Origin of the sequence: uncultured Slackia sp. (assembly GCF_934630525.1) — a bacterium.
Taxonomy (GTDB): Bacteria; Actinomycetota; Coriobacteriia; order Coriobacteriales; family Eggerthellaceae; genus Slackia.
Map to the genome: position 1 here is coordinate 13,515 of NZ_CAKTVX010000013.1, position 22,191 is coordinate 35,705.

General features: G+C 59.3%; 15 protein-coding genes. 1 reads left to right on the forward strand and 14 read right to left on the reverse strand.

Annotation, left to right across the window (positions count from 1 at the left end; all coding sequences use genetic code 11):
* Positions 1-126: 126 nt before the first annotated feature.
* From mltG to alaS, 3 genes are all read right to left on the reverse strand, one after another.
* Positions 127-1,305 (reverse strand): endolytic transglycosylase MltG, encoded by a 1,179-nt coding sequence (mltG, locus tag Q0D41_RS09015; protein ID WP_294378207.1) that lies wholly within the window; start codon positions 1,303-1,305, stop codon positions 127-129.
* A 42-nt stretch (positions 1,306-1,347) separates the two neighbouring features.
* Positions 1,348-1,758: a Holliday junction resolvase RuvX gene (gene ruvX, locus Q0D41_RS09020; protein WP_294378210.1), complete on the reverse strand. Its 411-nt coding sequence runs from the start codon at positions 1,756-1,758 to the stop codon at positions 1,348-1,350.
* A 492-nt stretch (positions 1,759-2,250) separates the two neighbouring features.
* Positions 2,251-4,881 carry an alanine--tRNA ligase gene (gene alaS / locus Q0D41_RS09025; protein ID WP_294378213.1) on the reverse strand — a complete coding sequence of 877 codons (2,631 nt, stop codon included), beginning with the start codon at positions 4,879-4,881 and terminating at the stop codon, positions 2,251-2,253.
* Between the two features lie 270 nt (positions 4,882-5,151).
* On the opposite strand from alaS, the gene Q0D41_RS09030 reads away from it, so the two are divergent.
* Entirely contained in the window at positions 5,152-5,490 is a 339-nt protein-coding gene (locus Q0D41_RS09030) for a hypothetical protein (RefSeq protein WP_294378216.1), read from the forward strand.
* Between the two features lie 56 nt (positions 5,491-5,546).
* Here the strand turns inward: Q0D41_RS09030 and Q0D41_RS09035 are convergent, their stop codons facing one another.
* The 11 genes from Q0D41_RS09035 to glmU form a co-directional block, all read right to left on the reverse strand.
* A complete protein-coding gene (locus Q0D41_RS09035) occupies positions 5,547-6,902 on the reverse strand; it encodes an AI-2E family transporter (RefSeq protein ID WP_294378219.1) in 1,356 nt (451 codons plus the stop codon).
* A 5-nt stretch (positions 6,903-6,907) separates the two neighbouring features.
* The gene (locus Q0D41_RS09040) at positions 6,908-7,537 is read right to left on the reverse strand and encodes a DUF948 domain-containing protein (protein ID WP_294378222.1); all 630 of its coding nucleotides are present in this window, start codon (positions 7,535-7,537) and stop codon (positions 6,908-6,910) included.
* A 286-nt stretch (positions 7,538-7,823) separates the two neighbouring features.
* Positions 7,824-9,176 (reverse strand): replication-associated recombination protein A, encoded by a 1,353-nt coding sequence (locus Q0D41_RS09045; RefSeq protein WP_294378225.1) that lies wholly within the window; start codon positions 9,174-9,176, stop codon positions 7,824-7,826.
* Between the two features lie 146 nt (positions 9,177-9,322).
* Positions 9,323-10,996: an AarF/ABC1/UbiB kinase family protein gene (locus Q0D41_RS09050; RefSeq protein WP_294378228.1), complete on the reverse strand. Its 1,674-nt coding sequence runs from the start codon at positions 10,994-10,996 to the stop codon at positions 9,323-9,325.
* Positions 10,997-11,461: 465 nt separating this feature from the next.
* Positions 11,462-12,100, reverse strand: coding sequence for a DUF47 domain-containing protein (locus Q0D41_RS09055; protein WP_288169715.1), 639 nt, complete (start codon positions 12,098-12,100; stop codon positions 11,462-11,464).
* Between the two features lie 32 nt (positions 12,101-12,132).
* Positions 12,133-12,810 (reverse strand): MBL fold metallo-hydrolase, encoded by a 678-nt coding sequence (locus Q0D41_RS09060; protein ID WP_294378237.1) that lies wholly within the window; start codon positions 12,808-12,810, stop codon positions 12,133-12,135.
* A gap of 12 nt (positions 12,811-12,822) precedes the next feature.
* Complete coding sequence (locus Q0D41_RS09065; RefSeq protein WP_294378239.1) at positions 12,823-15,189, reverse strand: bifunctional (p)ppGpp synthetase/guanosine-3',5'-bis(diphosphate) 3'-pyrophosphohydrolase; 2,367 nt, start codon at positions 15,187-15,189, stop codon at positions 12,823-12,825.
* Positions 15,179-18,556 (reverse strand): single-stranded-DNA-specific exonuclease RecJ, encoded by a 3,378-nt coding sequence (gene recJ, locus Q0D41_RS09070; RefSeq protein ID WP_294378241.1) that lies wholly within the window; start codon positions 18,554-18,556, stop codon positions 15,179-15,181. Before recJ ends, Q0D41_RS09065 begins: the two co-directional genes overlap by 11 nt.
* 227 nt (positions 18,557-18,783) lie before the next feature.
* The gene (gene pth, locus Q0D41_RS09075) at positions 18,784-19,341 is read right to left on the reverse strand and encodes an aminoacyl-tRNA hydrolase (protein ID WP_294378243.1); all 558 of its coding nucleotides are present in this window, start codon (positions 19,339-19,341) and stop codon (positions 18,784-18,786) included.
* A 12-nt stretch (positions 19,342-19,353) separates the two neighbouring features.
* On the reverse strand, positions 19,354-20,313 hold the full coding sequence (locus Q0D41_RS09080; RefSeq protein ID WP_294378245.1) for a ribose-phosphate pyrophosphokinase: 960 nt from the start codon (positions 20,311-20,313) through the stop codon (positions 19,354-19,356).
* A gap of 463 nt (positions 20,314-20,776) precedes the next feature.
* Positions 20,777-22,183, reverse strand: a complete 1,407-nt coding sequence (glmU, locus tag Q0D41_RS09085; protein ID WP_294378247.1) for a bifunctional UDP-N-acetylglucosamine diphosphorylase/glucosamine-1-phosphate N-acetyltransferase GlmU — start codon at positions 22,181-22,183, stop codon at positions 20,777-20,779.
* Positions 22,184-22,191: the final 8 nt, after the last annotated feature.

Genomic DNA, 22,191 nt, shown 5'->3' on the forward strand with positions numbered 1-22,191 from the left:
CGCCCAGCGGGGCAAGCGTCCAATCATACATGCACCACACTGCGCCCAAAAGGCAATCAGGGCCGGCATCGAACGCGATGTCGGCCCCACTTCTCGAATCAGCGCCCATAAAGGGCGGAGCGCCGCCTACTGAAGATGCTCGGCAATTGCCTGCTGGTGCTCTTCATACGTGCGGCTGAATTGATACTGCAGCTTTCCGGAGTCATCGTTCCAGAAAATGAAGTAGTAATAACCGTCGTAATCGCTTGCAGGAGCGCACACGGCTTGCAAGCAATCAAGGCTCGGCGAGCAAATGGGCGTCGGGGGCAAGCCAGGATTGGAATACGTGGAATACGGCGTTGCGGCCTGCACCTCTTGGGCGGAGGGGTCATGGCCGACCTCGTAAGCCGTCGTAGCGTCCGATTGCAGGTATCCATTCGTCTCACTGTTGGTCGAAGACAGGCGATTGTAGAACACGGCGGCAACCTGAGCGCGAATCTGCTCGTCACCGCTCGATTCCTTCTCGACGATCGACGCAAGGTTCACCGCATCGTAAATCGAAAGGCCGCGGCTTTGTGCATACGACCAATCCAAGCCCGCGGTCTCGGTGCGGAACTGGTTGAGCATGGCGCGAATAAGCGAGTCGGCCGTATCGGTCTCGCTTACCGAATAGGTCTTCGGGAACAGGAAGCCCTCGAGCGAATTCGTGCCCGCATCGGCCAAGAAATCGTAGTCGGAAGCGTACACGCTCGCATCGGAAGCGGCGCTGGTGAATTCGTCGGCGTTCACCCTGCCACCCGTGGCCGCATCGACCGCTGCAGCGATATCGGAAAGCTTATAGCCCTCGGGAATGGTCAACGAAACGGTGCCGAAATCGCCCGAAGCAACCGCCTTCACCACATCGTCGAGCGTCATGCCGCTCGAAAACGTGTAGGTACCAGCCTGGAATTTGCTATCGAGCCCCATCGTTTTGGCACGCGACAAAAACGCCTTGGAGTCGGGAACCACGCCCGCGTTCTGCAGAATGGAAGCAGTGTCGCTTGCGGAGGAGCCATCGGGAATGGTTGCCGAAACCGTCGATTGGACCACGACGGCAGACCCATCGACGTTATCGCCCGAACAACCTTTCATGGCAGCGGAAACGCCGAACACCAGAGCGAGCACGACGACAACGGCGAGAACGACGCCAACGATGACGGGGCCTTTGCTCTTGCGCGGACGAATATGCGACGTATCGTAGGTACGGAATTGGCGCTCGCCCTGAGCGTGCACCATACGCGCACGATGGTTGGGGTGGTTCGAGTACGTAACCTGTCTACGAGGCATACTGTTTTCTCCCTTAACTCGCGCAACGCGCGAGACGCGTCTTTACACCTGAGAATCAAGCCAAGCCTGCAAGAACAGGCTGGCAGCAATCATGTCTACTTTACCGCGCATGGCGCGTTCATCCAAACCTTCTTCTCGCAAAATACGCTTTGCCTCGCGAGAACTCAGGCGTTCATCACAAAAAAACAACGGCAGGCCGCACGCCTTCGCGATTTTTTGCGCCTTCTCCCGAATCGATGCCGCTTGCGGGCCCTCTTCGCCGGCCATGGTCATAGGGAGGCCGCTCACCAGCTGTTCGATTTCCCAATCCTCAACGATGCGACGGAATTCCGCGCCGTGGTTGAGCACCACGTCGGCAGGGAGCACCTTAAGGGGCGTGGCGATTTTACCCGCCGAGTCGGAAACCGCGAGGCCAACGCGAACCTCGCCGATATCAAGCGCCAATGTACGCATATATGTCCTTTCTGAATTCAATCCCGCAGATCGCGCTTCGAGCGCATTTCGCCCAGGGCCACGTCTCGCTACCGCTCGCTTCGCTCACTACGCGCTCGACTGGCTGCGCTTCATTTTGGAATGAAAAGCAAAAATGAGCGCAGACGGCCCTATGCGGAATGCGCCCGAAGCGCGAATCCCCAGCTTTCGGATCGCAGGATTGCGTTTACGCCAGATTCCGCATCCGACAAAGCGGGGGGCAATGCGCCAAAACATTCCCAAAAACAAACGATAACGCACAGTCGGCCTTCGCCCTCGGCCGCCAAAGCCGCACGCAGCCGTCTGAGTTCAAATTTGCCCTTTATTTAAAAGTTAAACGAAGCCAGGCGAGCGCGTAGTGAGCGAAGCGAACGGTAGCGAGCCGTGGCTGCGTGAGGCTTCGGCGGCCGAGGGCGAAGGCGGGCAGGCGTGGCCAGCTTACGAAAAAGCCCCGCGAACGGGGCTTTTTTCAAACTATTTTGCAAGAAGCTCGCGCGCGGCGTCGAGCGCGGCGTCAATGCCAGCTGCATCTTTGCCGCCAGCCTGAGCCATGGTCGGCTTGCCGCCGCCACCGCCCTTGATGTTGCCCGCGATAGCCTTGATCACGTTGCCGGCGTTAAAGCCAGCGGCAACGGCTTCATCGGTCGCGGCAGCCATGAGCACGGGCTTGTCGTTATTGATGGTGCCAATAACGCACGCGCCGGGCTCGGGCATGCGGCCACGCAGAATATCCCACGCGTTGCGCAGACCGCCAGCATCCAGACCGTCGATACGGGCGACGATGAGCGGGTAACCCACGTTCACCATATTCGCGAGGTGCTCGGCGATGCTTCCCTCGGCCGCCATCTTCTTGTTGGCCTTGCGTTTGGCCTCGAAGTCTTTGATGGTGGCGATGTTGGCCGCCGTGCGCTCAGACACGTCGAACAAGGGGACGCGCAGCTCAGCAGCGGTTTCCTTGAGCTCTTCCTCAACCTTGTTCATGTAAGCCAGAGCATCGAAGCTCGTCACGGCCTCGATACGGCGCAGGTTCGCGCCGACGCTGCTCTCGGACACGATTTTCACGAAGCCGATTTCAGCAGTGTTGGCAACGTGGCAGCCGCCGCACAGCTCGCGCGAGAACTCGCCAGCCTCAACGACGCGCACGGTATCGCCGTATTTCTCGCCGAACAGAGCCGTGACGCCCGACTCGCGAGCGGCGTCGAGCGAAGTCTCGTACGTGCTCATGGGAACGGCGTTCATGATTTGCTCGTTTGCGACGCGCTCAACCTCGGCCAACTGCTCAGGCGTTACGCCCTCGAAGTGGGTGAAGTCAAAGCGCAAGCGATCGGGGCCAACGTAGCTGCCAGCCTGCTTCACATGGTCGCCCAGAACCTGGCGCAGCGCCGCATGGAGCAAATGCGTGCAGGTATGGTTGCGCGAAATGCGCTTGCGGCGAAGCTCGTCGACAACCGCGCGAACGGTGTCGCCCACGTGAAGCTCGCCTTCGACGACTTTCACGTTGTGGCAGGTGAGACCCTTCTCGGGAGCCTTGGTATCGACGACTTCAGCCTTGAAGCCTTCGCCTTCGATAACGCCGGTGTCGCCCACTTCGCCACCCATTTCGGCGTAGAACGGAGTCAGGCCCAGCACAATTTCGGCGGTGTCGCCCGCGGCGATGGAGTCGACGCGCTGGCCTTCCTTGATGAGCGCGCGAACGCCCGAGCTTGCGCTCATGCGGTCGTAGCCCACGAATTCGGTAGCGCCAACTTCTTTGAGAATGTCGGCATGCACGCCGCCGTACGTGCTCCATGCGGCTTCCGCGTCTTTCACGTTTGCCGCGCGAGCGCGCTCACGCTGGGCTTCCATGCAGCGCTCAAAGCCCTCCATGTCGACCTTCACGCCGCGATCGGCGCACATTTCCTCGGTAACCTCAACGGGGAAACCGTAGGTGTCGTGCAGGGTAAACGCCTGCTCGCCGGAAAGCGTATCGTCCTCGAGCTTCTCGAACGCCTCAGCCAAATACACCTGGCCCTGGCGAAGGGTCGCGCCGAAGCGCTCCTCTTCGGAAAGAATGACGCGGCGAATGAGCTCGCGGTTATCGACGATTTCGGGGTACACGTCGCCCATAAGCTTCACGATTTCATCGACGTACTCGTTGAGGAACGGGCCCTCGATGCCCACCGTGTGCGCCTTCTGGATGGCGCGGCGCAGCAAACGGCGCAGCACGTAGCCGCGGCCCTCGTTGGAGGGAAGAATGCCGTCGGCAATCATGAAGGTGACAGAGCGGCTGTGGTCAGAGATGATGCGCAGCGACTTGTCGACGGCGGCATCGGTTTTGTATTCCCTGCTGGAAAGGCGCTCACCCACAGCAATCAGGCTGCGCAACACGTCGGTGTCGTAGTTGTTCGTGACGCCCTGCATGATGGCCGCAATGCGCTCCAGGCCCATGCCGGTATCGATGTTCTTCGAAGGCAGCGGGGCAAGCGTGCCGTCTTCCTGGCCATCGAACTGGGTGAACACGCAGTTCCAGTACTCGAGGAAGCGATCGCAATCGCAACCGGGCGCGCAGTCGGGGCTGCCGCAACCGACTTCGGGGCCCTGGTCAAAGTAAATCTCGGAGCACGGGCCACACGGGCCGGTGGGGCCGGCGCGCCAGAAGTTGTCGTCTTCGCCCAAGCGAGAGATGTGGCTGTCTTCGACGCCGAGGTTCTTCCAAATCTCGATGGTCTCGTCGTCGTCTTCGAACACCGTGAAGTACAGCTTTTCTTTCGGCAGGCCGAGCACTTCAGTCGAGAATTCGTACGCCCAAGCGCACATCTCGCTCTTGAAGTATTTGCCGAAGCTGAAGTTGCCCAGCATTTCGAAGAACGAAAGGTGGCGCGCATCGCCAATATTGTCGATGTCGTTGGTGCGCACGCACTTCTGCACCGTCGTGGTGCCGATGTATTGGGGGTCGAGTTCTTTTTGATGCAGGAAGTAAGGCTTGAACTGCACCATGCCAGCGCTCGTGAGCAAAAGGCTCGGATCGTCGGGAATCAGCGACGAAGAAGGCATGCGTTTGCAGCCCTTCTCCTCGAAGAACTTCAAGTACTTCTCGCGAATTTCCGCTGTAGTCATGTACTTCATTGGACAGGTCTCGCTCTCATATTTCGGACTAGCGGGCCCAAGGCCCGATCATTTCCAGCTGGCCCATGATAGCCAACGCGCGCGCCCGCGTCACGCCAGACCTTGCCACGTCGCGAGAATTCTATGAATTGCCCTGGAAAATGCGCGAAATCGCCGCGCCGCGCGCTTTGCGCGATTCGTTGTGCGCCGATACGTCGCGAAATGTTCTATCATGGGGTGCGATTATTCAAGCGCCCACGCGCACCTTCATCAATGCAGAACGGAATTACCATGACCGATACCGACGTTGAAACCCTTGCCCCCGAGCCGCTCGACGACACCCCTTGGGATGAAATCGCCGAAAATAGCTGGTTTTGTGGCGTGTACCGCTACCGCTTCGACTGCGAAGCGCTCATTCGCAAAAACGATGCGGGGCGTTTCGAGTGGGCTATTCGCCTGATTACCGACGCAAGCGGCGAGTCCGAGCGCGAAGAGGCCGGCACATACGCGAGCTTCGCCCGTGCCGAGAAAAAGGTCCAAACGCTGTTTGCCGAGTTTATGGCGCTGCCTTCGGTGCAAGACCCGAAAGCCGCCGAAGAGCAAAAGCAGCCTGCCAAGGAAGGCGAATAGCCTTATCGAACGAAGCGGCGAGCCGGTAGGCGAAGCCGATAAACGGCAGCTTTCGCCTATTCCCCGCCCTTATCTTCGGCGTCGGCGCCCTTTTCGCTATGGGAATTCAAAGCCGCGACAAGCGAAGAGGGCGCGAATGGCTTGCTCGGCGTGGGAGAAATCGCATCGGCCATAGCATCGGGTTCTCCATTTTCGCCATTGAGAACCGACGGGTTGCCGCGGAAGAACACGCCGTCTTCGGCAACGATCTGCCTGCCCGTGTTCTTCTCGAAGTAGTACACGAACACCGTTTTCGCGATGGCGGCGAACGGGATCGACAAGAGCATGCCAACGATATTGCCCATAAGGCCGCCCATGCTCTGGCCAATGGCACCGCCCACAAGCAACGCCACAATCACGATCGCCGGATGCACGTCAACCGAATTCTGCATGAGTTTGGGGCCTATGAACGTGTACACGAATTGCTGCACGCATACGGTGAGCACGAGCGCGAGCACGGCGGTAATGGGGCTCACGAACAGGCCGACCACGGCCGCAACCGCGCCGCCAATCCAGGGACCCACGACGGGAATCAGATTCAAAACGCCTGTGATCAGGCCCAACGCGGCGGCATTCGGCACGCCCAGCACCGCGAACCCTATGCCACACGCCATGCCAATGACGAAGCATTGCAGCACGGTGGCGCGAATATAGCCGCCCATGATGCGCGTGAAGGCTATGCGCAGCATGTCGGCCTCTTCTTTATGATTCTCGGGCACGAGTCGATCGACCTCGCGATCGATCGCGGGCAATTCCATAAGCGTCCAAAACGCCACCACAAGCGCAAAGCCCAAAACGATGAAGACATTCGCGATGCCCGTGCCAAACAGCACCACGCCATTGGCAGACTGCTTCGCGACAGATGACGCCCAATCGGCAAGCGACTTCGAACCCGCGTCGATCCAGCTGCGCACCGTGTCGTCTTGCAGAAGCGAGGCATACTTGTCGTAAAACGAGTTCGCCCAGTCGATAAGCCCCTGAACATACACGGGCAGCGCAGAAAAGATATTCGCGAACTGGTCGTTCACGCCGAACATGGGCGAGAACATAATCACGATGAGCGCGGCGAACACCGCGAACATCCCCACAAACGCAATGGTCGTTCCCAAGCCGCGACGAACGCCGCGGCGCTCAAGCGCATCGACGGGCGAGCGAAGCACGAGCACGAAAACAATCGTCCACACTAGAATGGCCACCGGCAGGGACAACACGTCGAGAACAAAACCAAGCATATAGACGAGCGCCGCAACGCCTATAACCATCCACACCTGGAAGAAATGGCGGCGCGCATCATCGGTGCGCTCGGCGGCGGTTTTCTCGCGTACGGCTTTCAACTGCGGCTCTTGCTCACCGCTGTCAGCGGAGCGTGTCAAAACGACTAGTCCTCCTTCGATGCGCCATAGGTGAAGTAGCCGCCAGCAGTGTGCGGCTCAGGCTCTGAGGCGGGCTTTTCGGCAGCGGCTTCAGGGGCATGGGCTTCAGGCGCGTACGTTGCCGCCTGGTCGCCCTCGATAGCCGCGAACTCAGCAGGAGCTGCAGCCTCGGCCGCGGCGGCAAGCTTGGCCGACTCGTCGGACGCCTTCTTGCCCGAAAGGGCTTCGCGCAGCTTTTCGGAAGCAGCGTTCACGATTTTCAACGGCGCATTCGCAACGGTGTCGACCGCCTCGGTCGCAGAGGCCGCCGAACCGGTAATGGCATCGACGTTTTCCAGAATGCCGTCGAGGCGCATGATTTCCAAATTCGCGGCATCAACGGCCAGCGAAGCGCGCTCGACCAGAGGATCGACGCGATCGATCGCGGGCTTGATGGAAGCGGTCATTTCCTTGGCATCGGCTGCGACCTTTTGCGCATCGTCGATAATCGGCTTCACGCTCGTCTCAAGCGTTTCCACCGTTTTGCGCGTGCGGCGCAGCACCAGCACGAGCTCGACGATTGCCCAAATAAGCGCGATGCCGACAATCGCAAACACTACGGGAAGAATGACTTCCGAGATGAATCCAGCGTCCATGGCGTTTCCCTTCGATATCGCGCCCCTATGGCGCCCGTTTGATTTCCTTGAATAATAGCAGCACGCGGCAAGGCGCGCATGGGCGAAGCGTGGCGTTTCCGCAACGTTAAAGAGGAGCCCGACGCCGGCAGCGCAATACGGGGCGACGGGTCCACGCCGACAAACGAGGCGCATCGAGCGTTGTTCAACGATTGCCGGGCCGACAGACGCAGGCGACCAATCGCCATTGCCGCTTTGAGTACCCTCGCCGCGCAGACCCGATAAAGCCAATCATACACCCCGCTTGTTACTCGCCCTTCGACGGCCTTGCGGCCCGCGTGGCCCGATCGCGCGATGTGGCATCGACCCGATAGGCCTCCCAGCCCGACTCGCTCGGTTGATAGAAGCACCCACGCTCAAGGCCTTCGGGCAAATAACGCTGCTCAACCCAATGGCCAGGATAATCGTGCGGGTATTTATACTCACCGTAGTTTTCCGAACCAGGGCGATGACGGTCGCGCAAATAGCTCGGCACATCGCGTTTCGGCCCATGCCGTACTTCCGAAAGGGCGGCGTCGATGCTCGCTTCGGCCGCATTGCTTTTGGGGGCCAAGCACATATACGTCACGGCCTGCGACAAGTTGATGCGGCATTCGGGCATGCCAATCACTTCAACAGCCTTAAAGGCCGCCTCGGCGATGAGCAAAGCCTGGGGATCGGCGTTGCCGATGTCTTCGCTTGCCAAAATGAAGATACGGCGCGCGATGAATTTCGGGTCTTCGCCGCCATCGAGCATACGAGCGAGCCAATACAGCGCCGCATCGGGGTCGCTGCCGCGCATCGATTTGATAAACGCGCTGATCACGTCGTAGTGCATGTCTTTATTCTTGTCGTACGGCAGCGCGCGATGCGGCGTGGCGAGTTCAACCATATCGGCGTCGATGGTAAACGGCGGCTCGGCCGCATCGCGCGCACCCTTCTCTTTGGCCAAGCCTGCAGCCAGCTCAAGCGTGGTAAGCGCCGAGCGTCCGTCGCCGCCCGACAAGTTCACGATAGAAGCCAGCGCTTCGTCGGTAAGGAAGCACGAACTGGCCAAGCCCCGCTTCTCGTCGGCGAGCGCACGGCGCACGATGCATTCAATATCGGCATCGGAAAGCGAATGCAGCTCAATCACGCGGGAACGGGAGATGAGCGCAGAATTCACTTCGAAAAACGGGTTTTCGGTCGTGGCGCCCACGAGCACTACCGTGCGATTTTCCACAGCGTGCAGAAGCGAGTCTTGCTGGCTGCGGCTGAAGCGATGGATCTCGTCCACGAACAGAATCGTGCGGGCACCCGTGCCCAGCAGGCGCTTTTCCGCCGCCGCGATTTCGCGGCGCAAATCGGCGACGGTGCCGCCGATGGCAGAAACTTCCACAAACGTCGCGCGCGTCGTTTCAGCGATGATGTGGGCGATGCTCGTTTTGCCCGTGCCTGCGGGTCCGTACAAAATGATGGACGAAAGCGTATCGGCCTCGATTGCCGCATGGAGCCAACTGCCCGGCCCCACCGCGTCTTCCTGCCCCGCAAGCTCATCGAGCGAGCGCGGGCGCATGCGCACGGCAAGCGGTGCAGCAGCGAATTTCTTCTCGTTCTCTATTTCAGTGAACAGCGTGTCCAACTTCCACCCATCTATCGCTTCAATACGCCTTGAAACACCAATGTCCCAATCGTGTTAAATGCTCGTAGCGTTTAACACGATTGCAACTGCGCGCAGCAGGTGTTAAACGCTACGAGCATTTAACACAAGCATGCGCAAAACCAGCCCTACTGCCCTTTTCGGATTTTCACCACGATATACACGCTCAGCACCGCCGCGCCAATAAAGCCGAAAAAGCCAATCACCGGCACGCCGAAGAGCTTCGGCTCCATGCCTGCAGAATAAATCAGCGACGATCCGACGAACAGGCCCGCCGTAATCATGGACAAGCTCAGGCGATCGATGATGTGCCCGATTTTCTCCATGGGGCGCGGCGCCTCAACGTCGAACTTGATGCGCAGGCGTCCTTTTTCCGTCATATCGAGCACGTTAGAGATGCGCTCGGGCAAATGCAACGCCTTATCGGCCGCGGCCATCGACGTGAGCACGCGGTCTTCCGCCTCGTCGATAAGGTCGAAGTTGCGCGCGAAGTAGCTCTTCACGTAACGCTCGACCACGGCCAGAATGCTGATTTCCGGCGACAGCGAGATGAGCGTGCCTTGCAGCGACGCCAAACCGCGCACGAGCATCACGAAACTTTGGGGCATGATCACGTTCGCATGGTCGAGGATGCCCATAATGTCGTTGAGCAGCTGCGCCACGTCCATCGAATGCGCGTCTTCAGAGCTGTAGCGGTTGACCAATGCGCTGAGATCTTGCAAAAGGGCGCCGTAATCGAAGCTCTTGCCCGGCACGTCTTTCACACGCCCCCACTCAACGAACAAATTCGTGAGCCTGTGGCTATCTTGCGCGATCATGGCCTTCATCATTTCGAAGAACAGCCTGCGTTCGTAAGGCGAAAGTTCGCCCATCATGCCGCAGTCGATCCACACGACCTCGCCTGGATCCTTCTTCCCCGCAGCGCGCTCTTCATCGGAAATCGTCGGTCGCACAATGAAGTTCGCCGAATGCGGATCGGCGTGATAGAAGCCGTTTTCGACCATTTGCCGCATGAATGAATTCGCGATGCGGTCGCCGATTTCGCGCAGATTGTAGCCCGCTTCGCGAAGCTCATCGGCATGCTCGAGCGAGAGGCCATCGACGAATTCCATAACGAGCACCGTCTCGTCGGAGTATTCGCCATATGCCTTCGGGCACGTGACGCCGGGCTCAGTGGCGAGACCCCGACCGAGGCGCTCGAGATTTTCGCGTTCCACGTTGAAATCGATTTCTTCGCGCACGGTGCGATCGAGCTCGTCGATCACCACATTGATGTCAACGCCCTGAATCATCGTAGACCCAGTGAGGTTGAGCAGGTCGGACGCGCGACGCATGAGAGCGATGTCGCGCACCATGTCTTGGCGCACGTGGTCGCGACGGATTTTGATGGCCACGGTTTCGCCGCTTTCGGCAAGCGTCGCCTTATAGACCTGCGCGATGGAAGCCGACCCAAGCGGCTCGGCGGCGATGTCGCTGAACACATCGTGCCAATCGCCGTCGTAAAGGTCGCGCAACCGACGCTCCACCAACGAAAATGGCTCAGGCGTGGTGGAAGAACGCAAGGTTTGCAGCGCATTGCAGTATTCCTGAGGAAGCATGTCGGACCGGGCCGAAAGAATCTGGCCCAGTTTGATGAACGTGGGGCCGAGCTCCTCGAGCAAACTTACGAGTTTTTCGGGCGTAATGCCCTTCGCGATTTCCGCGTGACGCAGCGCCTTCATGATTTCGGCGAGACGAGCCGGCGAAGTTTTGTCGTTTACGCCGCCGCGAAGCAGCTTCGCCACGTCTTTCGCGCGAGCCATGCGCACCCCTTCCCTCATTTTCGAACGTCCGTTCATTGTAGCGCAGGAAGAAGAACCGCGCGAAAGGGAGCGGTAACGTTGCCCAGCCGTAGCGCGAAAGGAAGATGACGGAACGGCCCAGCGCGCACTTTTGCAAAGAGGCATGCCTCCCTATGCCGAAATGAAAAATAATTCAAGGGGTTTCTTTCGTCCATGCTCGGATATACTCAAATCAGGCCCTGCTTCCAAAGCCGTCATTTGCGATGGACCGATGCATTTTTTCAGGGAGCCCTAGATTACGCGGGGATACAGGGATTCGCGCCTGTTGGCACGAAAGCTTTGAACCTCGTTGCGGGCACCCACCTATTGAAGGTGGGTTCATCCTTAGGCTGGGGGCAGGGTTTTTATTTCGCAGCAAAAAAGCCCCTGGCATCAGCCAGGGGCTTTTCAATATCGGCAATTTCGCCAGTCGGAAAAATGGCGAGACTAGCAGTTCTTCATGATGATGGTGCCCATGGTGTCGGCAGCCTGTTCGCAAGCGTCTGCCGTGTTCTCGAGGCGCTGGAACAGCTTATCCCACACGAACACATACAACGGATTTTCCTCGCCGTGCGAATACAGCTCACGCAGGGTATGGAAGAACAGCTCGTCGGCCTCTTCCTCGACCGATCCCACATCGATGATGAGCTTGTTGATCTTCTTCGAATTCTTGAACTCGTCGAAATCTTCCAACGCCTTGCCGAGCTTTTCGCAGCTCTTCAGCAGCAGTTCCGCGAATTCGCCCGCCTTGGGATGCATTTCCTTCACGTCGAGCATATAGAAGCGCTGTACCGTGCCCTCCATGTAATCGAGCACGTCGTCAAGCTTCTGCGTGAGCGAAATGATGTCTTCGCGATCGATGGGCGTCACGAAATCGACCGTGACCGCGTCAAACACCGAATGCACGAGCTTATCGCCTGCGTGCTCGATCTCGTGCGCACGCTCGATGTAATCATCGAGGCTGTCGGGGCCCTTGTAGTTTTCGATGACCTCTACGAGCAGCTTTGCCTCAGCAATCGCAAGCTCCGCCTGCTTTTCGAATGCCTCGAAATAATCGAGCTTCTTACCATTCTTGTGCTTTGCCATGTTCGCCCTCTCACGCGAAAAGAGTCAATGCCTTAAAACGCCTCGATAACGCGATGACGTTCGATGCCAATGGTCGTAAGGCCTTCGTGGCCTGGGAACACGATAGTCGAATCGGGAAGTTTGCCGAGTTTCTTCAGGCTCGCACGCATCTCGATCGCATTGCCGCCCTCGAAATCGACGCGGCCCGTTGCGCCGCGGAACAGCGTATCGCCCGTGAACACCACGCCAGGCTTGCCGTCAAAGCCAGGAAGGTAGAGGCAGATGCCGCCCTTCGTGTGGCCGGGGGTAAGCATGACCTTGAACTCAAGCGAACCGAGCTTGATCGTGTCGCCGTCGTTGACCTTGCGGTCGACATGCACGGGCGCCACGGCATCCCAGTCGCCGAAATAGCCTGGCTGGCCTTTTTCAATAATGCGGCTATCGGCGTTGCTGGAAACAACCTTTGCGCCGGTGGCCGCCGCCAGCTCAGGCAAGGCAACCAGATGGTCGTTATGGTCGTGGGTGCACACGATGGTCTCGAGCTTGAACCAGCCAAGGGCCTTCTGAATGGCCTCGGCATCGCCGGCAGGGTCGATAACCATAGCTGGCGCGCCCTGCTCGCGGCCGTCGGCCACGATGAAGCAATTGTTGTCCATCATGCCAATGACGAGCACCGTAACGGGCACGCAGCCGTCGTCGATGGTCACTTGGCGTTTGCAATTTGCACGCATGCGCATACCTTTCTACTTGCGCCTGTGGGCCGAATCGCCCGGCAGCATACGACGCGCGTCGAACACGCCGTCAATCTTTCGAAGTTCACCCAAAATGTACTCGATGTTCGAGATTTGCGACACCTGGAACAGATACCTCATTTCCACGATGCCATCGGAATGGCTCACCGTGTTCGAAGCGAGCACATTGACCCCTGTATCGCTGAGCGTGTTGATGATATCACGCAGCAGGTTCATGCGATCGAGCGCTTCAATGAACACTTCGATTTGATACGAAGCCGTTGTTTCGGCCGTATCTTCCCACGCCACTTTGATAAGGCGGCCCGGGTCGCGCATGAGGTCGGTCGCGTTCGGGCAGTCGGCTCGATGCACCGATACGCCGCGGCCGCGCGTGATGAAGCCAATGATGTCATCGCCCGGAACGGGGTTGCAGCATTTCGACAGGCGCACCGGAGCGCTGTCGATGCCCTCGACGACCACGCCGTTCGAAGCGTGGGCGCGACGTTTCGGCTGGCGGCGCACCGTGGTGATCATGGGCGGCATGGCGCCATTGGGAAGCATCGCGAGTTCGGGATGCGATTCTTCCTCCACCTCGGGCATCAATATCTTCACGAGGCGATTCGTGATATGCAGCACGGTTTCCTTGCCCGCGCCTATCGCCACCATCATGTCGTCGATGTCTTTGTAGCCGAGCGTTTCGCACACCTGCTTCTGCGCACGAATGCTCGCAGTGGAGCCCAGGCCCAGGCCGTGCTTCTTCATTTCGCGGGCAAGCTTTTCGCGACCGACGATCATGTCGTCGCTTCGGCTCACCTTCGAGAAATACTGGCGCAGCTTGCTTCGCGCGCTCGGCGTTTTCACCATCTTCAGCCAGTCGCGGCTCGGCGTGGCGCTTTTCTGCGTGAGAATCTCAACGCGATCGCCCGTTTGCAGCTCATAGGAAAGCGGCACGATGGAACCATTCACCTTCGCGCCGACGCAGTGATTGCCCACCTCGGTGTGCACGGAATACGCGAAATCGACCGGCGTCGAGCCCGCGCGCAGGCTCATGACTTCGCCCGCCGGCGTGAATACGAACACCTCGGTAGGCGCAAGGTCAACCTTGAGCTCGTTGAGGAATTCGCGCGAGTCTTTCGTCTCTTCCTGCCAGTCGACCATCTGGCGCAACCAGGCGATTTGGCGATCGAATGCGGCATCGGCCTTCGAGCCTTTTTCCTTATAGCGCCAGTGCGCGGCGACGCCGTATTCGCTCATGCGGTGCATTTCTTCAGTACGAATTTGCACTTCGAGTGGACGAGCGGCGGGGCCGATGACCGTGGTATGCAGGCTCTGGTACATATTGAGCTTCGGCATGGCGATATAGTCTTTGAAGCGGCCCGGCATGGGGTGCCACAGCGTATGCACGGCGCCCAAAACCGAGTAGCAGTCGCCCACCGTTTTCACGATAACGCGCACCGCGATGAGGTCGTAGATCTCGGAGAAGCCCTTGCCGCGCTTCGTCATCTTCTGATAGATGGAATACAAGTGCTTCGGGCGGCCGGCAATATGCGCGTCGACGATGCCCACGCGCGCCAGCTCGGTATTGAGCGTTTCGATAACGGAAGCCAAATACGTCTCGCGTTCGTTGCGGCTTTCGGCGACCAGGCGGCTGATTTGCTTGAACTTCGCAGGCTCGAGGTAATAAAACGCGAGGTCTTCAAGCTCCCACTTAATGGAGCCGATGCCCAAGCGGTGCGCGATAGGCGCATAAATCTCGAGCGTCTCGCGCGACTTGAAGATGCGGCGGTCTTCCTTCAGCGCGCTCAAGGTGCGCATATTGTGCAGACGGTCGGCGAGTTTGATAACGATCACGCGAATGTCTTTGCTCATGGCAACGAACATCTTGCGCATAGTCGCCGCCTGCTCGTCGGTGAGGCTTTCGACTTCGATGCGCGTGATTTTGGTGACTCCCTGCACAAGCTGGGACACCTGCACGCCGAACTGCTCTTCAAGCGCTGCGGCCGTGGTGTCGGTGTCTTCAATCGTGTCGTGAAGAAGAGCGGCGCATAGCGTGTCGACGTCCATGCGCAAATCAGACAGGATGAGCGCGACCTCGATAGGATGGATGATGTAGGGCTCGCCGCTCTTGCGCTTCACGCCCTTGTGTGCCGCACTTGCGTATTCGTAGGCGCGCTTGAGTTTTTCGGCCGCGGCATCATCGAGATAGCTCGTTTTCTCCACGAGCAACGCGAAACGCGACTCGGGCGTTACCGTAGCGCCCGCCTCGGGCGAAGGCGCGATGCCCCCTTCAAATGCGTCGGCGGAAAGCGCGCCAATGGCCTCGGCCAATTCGGGTTCTATGGGAAGCGCCGTTTGACGCTCGGTGGCTTCATCGGTCATAGCCATTCCCTTCCTCGCTATTTCCATCGGGCATGATGGGACGAACAATACGCGCACGCAGTTCTTCGGGCGTGGCGTTCAAAATCCAATCGGAGAATCGCTCGAATTCCTCCGCCTCGGCGCGACCCTCGCAATACAGCACGCTGTCGTCGAGGTTCACCTTGCCTTGCACCTCGCGAAGGCGAACCTGGCGAACCGAGGAGCCGTCGTGCGAGCATTCGGTTCGCACATCAACCAGCCCAAGCTCGGAAAACGCCGAGAGCGCGAACGATGCCGCGCCGGGCATGAGCGTAAAGCGCATGTCGGTCGGCGGGCAGGCGGCAATGAGGTCTTCGTTCGACAGGGTGAAAAAGCCCGATTCGCCAGCCGCGCCATTGCCGTTGCCCCCCGCAGCCTGACGCGAAAAGGCGCGAAGGCCGCGGTAGATAAGCCCCATGCGATCGTGGTCGGGAGCGAACTGGGCCAGAATGCGATCGTTGTAGTACACGTCGCGCTTGCCGAACGCGAGATGGATGGTGGCAGGTTTGCCATCGCGACCGGCGCGGCCGCTCATCTGATTGAATTCGGCATCGGAGAACGGCATTGCGTACAGCACCACATGGCGCACGTCGGGAATATTGACGCCCTCGCCGAACGCCGACGTGCACACGAGCACGCGGAGCACGTCGTCGCGGAACAGCTTTTCGATGCGGGCGCGCTCTTCACGCGAAAGGCCAGCGTTGTAGAAGCCGATCTGCATGGCGACATGAGGCGCGAGCGCACGAAGCACGCGCGCGATATCGACCGACATGGTGCGCGAGTTCACATACACGATAGTCTTCTCGCCCGTCGCGACGATATTCGTCAAATACGTTTCTTTGTCGCGCGCATTGCGATGGTCATCGAGCAGCAAATTATCGCGCACATGGGCATCGCCCACGAAGCCCTGCACCCCTAAGCCTTCACGAACCTGAGTCGCCACCTGCGACGATGCCGTTGCCGTAGCGGCGAGCACCGTTTTCACCCCCAGGCGCCGCGCAAGTTCGCCCAGCTGGGCGTATGCATCGCGGCGACGGCCGCCGCCGTCGGCTAAATGATGCGCCTCATCGACCGCGAGGAATCGCACGCGACCGCATGACGCAATCTCGTCCGCATGGAAGGCGAGGTATTCGGGCGTGGTGAGCACCACGTCGATGGCGCCCGACGCCAAGCCTGCGTACACTTCCGCACGCTCATCGGAAGAGCTTTCGCCCGTAAGGCTCGCGGCAGACAGCCCGAAGCTTTCGAACAAGCACGCCGCATGGCACGCCTGGTCGGCGATAAGCGCGCGCAATGGGTACACGAACACGCTCGCCCCGCCATTGAGCAGCGCTTCGCGTGCAGCGTGAATCTGGAATATGAGCGACTTGCCGCGCCCCGTGCCCATGACCACGAACGTGCTTTCGCCCCGCGCGAGCATATCGAGCGCTCGCCTCTGCGCGTCATGCAGGTTCGAAGCGTCGCCTATCGCGTGCGCGACCAAGGCATCGGTCAAGCCGTCGGGGTTCTCCGACGCAAACTCGCGCCATTGTTCACGGCGCTCTTCGGCAATGCGCTTCGCTTCGTCGTCGCAGCTGGGCAAAATGCCGGTGTCTTCATAAAGTTCGCCCACGAAATCGAGGTCTTCAGTCGGCAAGCACGCGCGCAAGCCGGGGCACGGCGTGGCGGGCTCAACCTCGTCGAGCAGGCATTTCACCGAACGGCGGCCCTTCCATTCGTCAATCTGCACCTGAAACGCCGCATCGACCACGGTATTGCACGACATGAGCGATTCGATTTTGCCGCAGTGGAACATGATGGCGCCAACCTTGGCTGCGCCATCGACCATTTGGCACGACAGATGGTTTTTCTCAACGCCCACGGCATGACGGGAAAGCAGGCGCACGTTGCGCGCCAAAAAACGCGGCGTGGGATTCGTGCGGCCGAAAGGCGCCAAACGAGAGAGCGCCTGGACGTTCTGCAGCGTAAGCTCCCCCAGCCCGACCTGCGCCTCGACCTCAATTTGGGGATGGAAGCTGTCTTCGGGAAGCGTATCCATGTATTCGCACAAACGGTGCGAGAATTCATCGAGCTTCGCCGTGGGAAGCGTAATGCCCACAGCGCCGCCGTGGCCGCCAAAGCGGGTGAGCAAATCGGAGCACGACTCTATGGCCTTGAACAAATTCACGCTGCCTACGCTTCGACCCGAGCCGCGTGCTTCGTCGCCATCGATGGTGAACAGAATCGTCGGCACGCCGTATTCATTCACCAAACGCGAGGCGACAATGCCCTTCACGCCCTCGTGCCAGCCCTCGCCGCCAACCACGAGCGCGCGCTGGCCATGGTAGATTTTCGCAGCCGCCTCTTCGGCGCATTGCGCAAGGTTTTGCTCGACGCGGCGGCGTTTGTCGTTTACCTTATCGAGTTCGGCGGCAAGGCCCTGCGCCTCTTCGAAATCGTCGGCCATCAGCAAATCGAGCGCCAAATCGGCATCGCCCATGCGGCCCGCGGCGTTCAAGCGCGGAATAAGCGAAAACGACAGCCCCGTCGAGGTAATTTGTTTGTCGCCCGCATGGCACACGTCAATGAGCGCCTGAATGCACGGGCGAGGATATTTGTTCATGCGTTCCAGGCCATCGGCGACGAGCGCGCGGTTCTCATCGCGCACGGGCATAAGGTCGGCGATGGTTCCCAAAGTCGCGAAATCGGTGTATTCGCGCCACAGATGGGGCTTTCCAAAGCGGGCGCCCAGAGCCTGGATGATCTTCAGCGCAACGCCCACACCAGCCAAAATGCCGCTTTCGCATTCCGGGTCGCACTTCGGATCGCATACCACAACGCCTTCAGGAACCAAATCGCCCGGCTCGTGGTGGTCGGTCACCACCAAGTCGATGCCTTCGGCCAAAACCGTTGGAGCGATATCCCCGCTGGCAATGCCGCAGTCGACTGTCACGATCAAATCGGGTTTGAACGCCTTCGCGCGCTCGAAAGCAGGTGGCGTTATGCCGTAGCCTTCTTCAAAACGCTTCGGAATGAGGGGCGCGGCATTGGCGCCGAGAAATTGCAGGCCACGCGTGAGCACCGTAGTGGCAGAGATGCCATCGAGGTCGAAATCGCCGAATACCACAATGCGTTCGTCGTCGCGCACCGCACGCTCCAGACGATCGACCGCCGCACCAAGCTGCGGAATCGTGTAGGGATTGAGCCAATCACGCTCGATATCGGGCGCAAGGAACGCGCGCGCCTCTTCGAGCGAATTCACGCCATGGGCGACCATGGTTCGCGCCGCAAAATGCGGCAGGCCAAGTTCCTGCTGAATAAACGATACAAGCGCCGGGTCTGCCGGCATGAGCTTGAATTGGGCTGTCATAATGTGCACGCTGCTTTCGCGTAGTTTCTTTTCCATCGAACATTGTCGCACACTTGACGGCACATGGCGGCGGCGATGCGCCCGCAGAATGTCTCGTTCAAAAACCAAACGATACGTGCCGTCTTATTCCGAAAAGAAAAACGCAACGCAGAAAGCGCCCAGCAAGAAAACGGCCGCGATTTCACCGGCAAATAAAAAGGACGGCATCGAGCCGTCCTTTTTTTGCATTAGTTGAATCGCTGCTGGGTTTTCTCCAGGCCGCTCTCGAGATAGAACAGCGCCGCCTCGCTCGCGAGGTGCGTGCCCTGCACGAAATCGCCCCACCCGTCCTTCTTGGGACGGCCGAGCACCCAATCGACCACCGGCATGCGCCCCGGCGGGCGTCCAATGCCCACGCGAATACGCGTCCAGTCTTTCGTCTGCAGCTTATCGGCGATCGACTTTAAGCCATTGTGGCCCGCAAGGCCGCCGCCGTGCTTCACGCGAATCGTGCCCGGGTCGATATCGAGCTCGTCATGAATCACGATAACGTCATCAGCCGTGGCGCTATACGCCTGGCACACCTTCTTCAAAGGGCCGCCCGAGGTATTCATGAAGCCCTGGGGCTTTACCAGAAGCAAATCTTCGCCCTTGTACGTCGTTTTCGCCGTAAGAGCGCCGCACTCGTTCTTCCAGTAGCTCACACGCAGCTCTTCGGCCAACGCGTCGACCGAATCGAAGCCGGCGTTATGTCGCGTATGCTCGTATTCTTCGCCTGGGTTGCCCAGGCCGCAAATAATATGCATGAATGCTTCTCGCTACTTGTTGAACAGCTTGCTCACAGAGCCGTTGCCGTACACGCTCTGAATGGTGCGAGCCAGAAGCGGAGCAACCGAAAGCACGCGAATCTTGCCGGTTTGGCGATCGAGCGGCACAGGGACAGCGTTGGTCACGACGACTTCCTCGATGCAGGAATTCTGGATGCGGTCATATGCCGGGCCGCTGAACAGGCCATGCGTTGCGCACGCGTACACCTTCTTGGCGCCCTTGGACATAAGGGTTTCGGCCGCCGCGACCAGCGATCCGCCCGTGTCGATCATGTCGTCGTTCAGGATGCAGACCTTACCGGTAACGTCGCCGATAAGCGCGGTGATTTCAGCCTGGTTGTGCTTCGGGCGATCTTTGTGCATGATCGCGATATCGCAGCCGAGCTGGCCCTGGAATTTCTTAGCGGCCTTCGCGCGACCCACATCGGGAGACACGACGCACATTTCCTCGGGGTCGATGCCCTTGTTCTTGAAGTAATCCACGAAAATCGGCATAGCGGTCATATGGTTCACCGGAATGTCGAAGAAGCCCTGGATTGCATCCTGATGCAAATCGATGGTGATGATGTCATCAGCACCGGCGACGGTAATGAGGTCGGCAACGAGCTTTGCCGTGATGGGCTCGCGCGGGGCGGCCTTGCGCTCCTGGCGGGAGTAGCCGTAGTGCGTGACGACGGCGGAAATGGTGCGGGCGCTCGCGCGCTTGGCCGCATCGATCATGATGAGCATTTCCATGAGCGCATCATTGATGTGCTCGCCAGCGATAGACTGAATGATGAAGACATCGGCGCCGCGCACCGAATCGAGGTAACGAGCGTAAATCTCGCCATTGGCAAACTTCTCGAGCTTCACGTTGCCAAGCGTGGTACCCAGCTCGGTTGCAACCTGATCGGCCAGACTCGGGTTTACCGAACCCGTGAAGACGGCCATGCTCTTTGTCATCTCGGTCATGCGCGTGCTCCTTCGCAATTTTTCGATTCTGCGCCCCTTCCACAGGCGCAATGCATGCTGTTCTTGATTGTACCCAGGGCGCCCAGAGATTAAAACCGCAAACACAAAAGATTCTAGTCAGATAAACAAGAAGGGAAACGGGGCTAGAGGCGAGACCGGAGGCGAGACCGGAGGCGAGACCGGAGGCGAAGCCGGGCAGAGGCGTTTTTCCAATGGCGCGAGTTTTGACCAGGCTGGCCACATATGCTGGTCAAAATCGCCGCCATTGGAAAAGTTCCCCGCCCTAGGTTGCACTCTGGAAAAGCTTCCCTTGGCAATTTGCTGGGAAAATCGCAGCTTTGCAGAAGTTCGCGCAAAAAAGACGGCCCCAGATGCCCAGGGCCGCCTTCAATGTTGCACATAGCGCGAGTTTTGACCACAAACGCGAGGGAACTGGTCAAAACTGCCGCCATTGGAAAAACGTCTATTTCGCAGCTTCCTTCTTAGCCTTGAGCTTCGCCATATGCTTGGCGGCCCAGCCTTCGATTTCGCGCTGCTCGGCGCGCTCGAGCGCCAGCGCATCGGGGGCCACGTCGCGCGTGATGCACGAGGAGGCGCCGATGATCGCGCCCGCGCCAATATTCACGGGAGCCACCATCATGGTGTCGCTGCCCACGAACACGTTGTCGCCGATTTCGGTATGGTTCTTGTTCACGCCGTCGTAATTGCAGGTGATTGAACCCGCGCCGATGTTGACGTTCTCGCCCATCGTGGTGTCGCCAATGTAGGAAAGATGCGGTACCTTCGAGCCCTTGCCAATGGTCGACTTTTTGATTTCGACATGCGTGCCGGCCTTGGCGCCTTCGCACAGGTGGGTACCAGGGCGCAGGTACGCGCGAGGGCCGCATTCGGCAGCGTCGTCGATGCGCGCTTCGATGGCAACCGTTTCGTCGACGCGAGCGCCACAGCCAACCTGCGTGTCGGTCAGGCGCGTGTTCGGGCCAATGACGCTGTGCGAGCCAACCTTGGTCGTGCCAAGCAGGTACGTTTGCGGCCACAGCTCCACGTCTTGCGCAATTTCGACATCGGGACCGATGAACGTGCTTTCGGGATCCCACATGGTTACGCCAGCCATCATGTGACGGTTGTTGATGCGATGCTGCATGGCATGCGTGGCCTGGGCGAGCTGCACGCGAGAGTTCACGCCCATGGCTTCTTCGGCGTCGGCAGTTTGAAGCGCGAGCACCTCGCGGCCGTCGTTTCGGCAAATTTCGAGCACGTCGGTAAGGTAATACTCGCCCTGGGCATTGTCGTTCGAAACGCGCGAAAGCGCATCGAAAAGCGCCGGCGCATCGAAGCAGTAGAAGCCCGAGTTGCATTCCGTGATAGCGGCCTCTTCGGGCGTGGCGTCTTTTTGCTCAACGATGCGCACGACGGCCTCGCCCTCGCGAACGATGCGGCCATACCCAAACGGGTCGTCCATATGCATGGTGAGCACGACCACGGCCGCGCCCGTTTCTTCGCGCTTAGCGACAAGGGCTTGAATGGTTTCAGGGGTGATAAGCGGGCAGTCGCCCGAAAGAACCACGAGCGAGCCTTCGGCAATCGAGCCGTCAGCCTGGGAAAACGCCTCACGGCCGGCGTTCACGGCATCGCCCGTGCCAAGCTGCTGGGCTTGGATGGCGATTTTCGTATCGCCCTCAACAAAAGGAGCAACCTTTTCGGACATATGTCCGAGCACAGTGACCACATCTTCGATGCCGGCGTCATGGGCGGCGTCGACGACCCAGCGCACGAGCGGCTTGCCAAGCACCTCATGGACAACCTTGGGCTTGTCGGATTTCATGCGGGTTCCAGCGCCCGCAGCAAGAATCAACGCTTTCGCGGTCATAAAAACCT

Excerpts from the sequence above, each read along its gene's own strand:
- mltG (WP_294378207.1), bottom strand. The coding sequence starts at position 1,305 with ATGCCTCGTAGACAGGTTACGTACTCGAACCACCCCAACCATCGTGCG.
- ruvX (WP_294378210.1), bottom strand. The coding sequence starts at position 1,758 with ATGCGTACATTGGCGCTTGATATCGGCGAGGTTCGCGTTGGCCTCGCG.
- alaS (WP_294378213.1), bottom strand. The coding sequence starts at position 4,881 with ATGAAGTACATGACTACAGCGGAAATTCGCGAGAAGTACTTGAAGTTC.
- Q0D41_RS09030 (WP_294378216.1), top strand. The coding sequence starts at position 5,152 with ATGACCGATACCGACGTTGAAACCCTTGCCCCCGAGCCGCTCGACGAC.
- Q0D41_RS09040 (WP_294378222.1), bottom strand. The coding sequence starts at position 7,537 with ATGGACGCTGGATTCATCTCGGAAGTCATTCTTCCCGTAGTGTTTGCG.
- Q0D41_RS09050 (WP_294378228.1), bottom strand. The coding sequence starts at position 10,996 with ATGGCTCGCGCGAAAGACGTGGCGAAGCTGCTTCGCGGCGGCGTAAAC.
- Q0D41_RS09055 (WP_288169715.1), bottom strand. The coding sequence starts at position 12,100 with ATGGCAAAGCACAAGAATGGTAAGAAGCTCGATTATTTCGAGGCATTC.
- Q0D41_RS09060 (WP_294378237.1), bottom strand. The coding sequence starts at position 12,810 with ATGCGTGCAAATTGCAAACGCCAAGTGACCATCGACGACGGCTGCGTG.
- Q0D41_RS09065 (WP_294378239.1), bottom strand. The coding sequence starts at position 15,189 with ATGACCGATGAAGCCACCGAGCGTCAAACGGCGCTTCCCATAGAACCC.
- recJ (WP_294378241.1), bottom strand. The coding sequence starts at position 18,556 with ATGACAGCCCAATTCAAGCTCATGCCGGCAGACCCGGCGCTTGTATCG.
- pth (WP_294378243.1), bottom strand. The coding sequence starts at position 19,341 with ATGCATATTATTTGCGGCCTGGGCAACCCAGGCGAAGAATACGAGCAT.
- Q0D41_RS09080 (WP_294378245.1), bottom strand. The coding sequence starts at position 20,313 with ATGACCGAGATGACAAAGAGCATGGCCGTCTTCACGGGTTCGGTAAAC.
- glmU (WP_294378247.1), bottom strand. The coding sequence starts at position 22,183 with ATGACCGCGAAAGCGTTGATTCTTGCTGCGGGCGCTGGAACCCGCATG.